Origin of the sequence: Mesorhizobium sp. M7A.F.Ca.AU.001.01.1.1 (genome assembly GCF_004022735.1) — a bacterium.
Classification (GTDB): domain Bacteria; phylum Pseudomonadota; class Alphaproteobacteria; order Rhizobiales; family Rhizobiaceae; genus Mesorhizobium; species Mesorhizobium ciceri.
The window spans coordinates 1-2,119 of the sequence record NZ_RZPF01000930.1 but is presented as its reverse complement, the minus strand read 5'-3'; the positions used below and the strand labels follow the sequence as shown (position 1 = coordinate 2,119).

2 protein-coding genes and 1 pseudogene are annotated in these 2,119 nt (G+C 62.4%); 2 read left to right on the top strand and 1 reads right to left on the bottom strand.

Going from position 1 to position 2,119, the window contains the following annotated elements:
• Window positions 1–308, top strand: a pseudogene (locus EN884_RS34115) (low specificity L-threonine aldolase); the annotation flags it as partial.
• Window positions 309–379: 71 nt separating this feature from the next.
• Here the strand turns inward: EN884_RS34115 and EN884_RS34110 are convergent.
• Window positions 380–847, bottom strand: a complete 468-nt coding sequence (locus EN884_RS34110) for an Hsp20 family protein (protein WP_013529716.1) — start codon at window positions 845–847, stop codon at window positions 380–382.
• Between the two features lie 481 nt (window positions 848–1,328).
• On the opposite strand from EN884_RS34110, the gene EN884_RS34105 reads away from it, so the two are divergent.
• A partial coding sequence (locus EN884_RS34105) for an alpha/beta hydrolase (protein WP_164895357.1) occupies window positions 1,329–2,119 on the top strand: 791 nt, incomplete at its 3' end.

The window sequence follows — 2,119 nt, the reverse complement described above, 5'->3', positions numbered from 1 at the left end:
ATTTCAAAGACGGATTGTGGCTGGACACCGCCCGCCACGCCAACGCCATGGCCGCACGCCTTGCCGCCGCGATCGAGGATTCGGCCACGGCAAAACTGGCATGGCTGCCGCAGGCAAACGAGGTTTTCGCAGTGATCAAGAAAGCCGAAGCTGAAAAGCTGCAGGCAGCGGGTGCGGCGTTCTATGATTGGCACAAGCCGCACGGCTTTGACGGCCACATCAGCGAGGACGAGTTGCTGTATCGCTTCGTCACCAGCTTCGCGACGACGGCCGATGAGGTCGACCGTTTTGGCCAGCTGATCGCCTGATACCGAAATCCCCGATAACAAAAAAGCGGCGCCTTTCGGCGCCGCTTCCGTCTCGGGAGGAGACTTGTACTTTAGGCAGCGGTCTTGGCCTCGATCTGCTTGGCCTTGGCCGAAGATGCCGTAATCGCGATCTTGCGCGGCTTCAGCTCCTCGGGGATGTTGCGCTTGAGGTCGACGAACAGCAGGCCGTTCTTCAGCGAAGCACCGACAACTTCGACGTGGTCGGCAAGCTGGAAGCGGCGTTCGAAGGCTCTCGAGGCAATGCCGCGATAGAGCAGTTCAGAGCCTTCGCCGGTGCCCTCGTCCTTGCGCTCACCCTTCACGGTCAGCACGTTGCGATGGGCTTCGATCGAGATTTCCTCGTCAGAGAAGCCGGCAACCGCCATCGAGATCCGGTAGGAATCCTCACCGGTGCGCTCGATGTTGTAGGGCGGGTAGGTCTGCGCGCCATCCGGCTGCGCAAGCGAATCGAGCATCGTGAACAGACGATCGAAGCCGACGGTCGAGCGATAAAGCGGGGAAAAATCAACGTGACGCATGAGGTGTTCTCCTGTTGAGCAACATGGTTTGCGTATGGCCGGTGCGAAACCCTTGAGCGGCGTTTCGGGTGGGCCAGCGGCCCCTACATTGGCGACCGCACGAGACATTTGGGGAGCGCTGGAAAGCATTTCAAGATTTCACCTGGCGGCAAAAGCCACGGCGGCCGGACCCTTGATGAACGGCAGATGAACCGGCACTTCGGCGCGCGTTCAGGCAGCCGGCGCTAAAGTCCATTCCAGGATCAAGGACTGGCGGCGCCGATTGCACAACAGGCACCGCAACGAGGCCGACCGGGTGTAACGTCCCTTCCTCCCGGATCGACAGAGGCCGGAAGCACGCTTTCAAGCGGCTTCCGGCCTTCCCTGTTGCAGCCCAGTCAGTCACCGGGAATTCCTTGGCTTTTGGCGCATGGGCGTCTATCACCATAGCGGAGCCGGCCAGCGCAGGCGGGCATGCGAGACGCCGAGCACGAAGCGCCGAATGACGGATCTTTTCACCGAAAACTCCCTTTTTCACGAAATCGAGGGCAATCCGCGGCCGGAAAACGCCGCCGGCGGCTTCTTCACCACGCGTGACCGCAAGAATATCCGCTACGGCCTGTTCGGCGCGGTCGCTCGCCCGATGAAGGGCACCGTGGTCCTGCTCACCGGCCGCAACGAGTGCATCGAGAAATATTTCGAAACCATCCGCAACCTTGCCGATCGTGGCTTTGGCGTCGCCACGCTCGACTGGCGCGGCCAGGGCGATTCAGACCGGCTGATCCGCGATCGCCAGCGCGGCTACGTCAGCAGCTTCCGCGACTACACCGCCGACCTCGAACAGTTCTTCGAGGAGATCGTGCTGCCCGATTGCCGCGGACCCTACTACATCCTGGCCCATTCGGCAGGCGCATTGATCACCCTGCTGGCCGCGCCGTCGATGGTGAACCGCGTCCGGCGCATGGTGCTGATCGCGCCTTTCCTGACGCTGCCCGACCTTCCGGTCTCGATCTCGACGGTTCGCCGCGTCTGTTCCCTGTTCTGCGCTCTCGGCCTCGGCCGGCTCTATGCCGCCTGGGGTCCGCGGCCGAGGGCAACGGCCCCTTTCGAGACCAACAAGCTGACATCGGACCCGGAACGCTATCGGCGCAACACACGGATCTATGAAGAATACCCGCAACTGGCGCTTGGCGGGCCGACGATCCGTTGGCTGCGGGCAGCCGCGAAAGCTTCGGAAGCCGTCAACGACCCCGACTTCATGGCCCGGATCCAGGTCCCGCTGCTGATCATCGC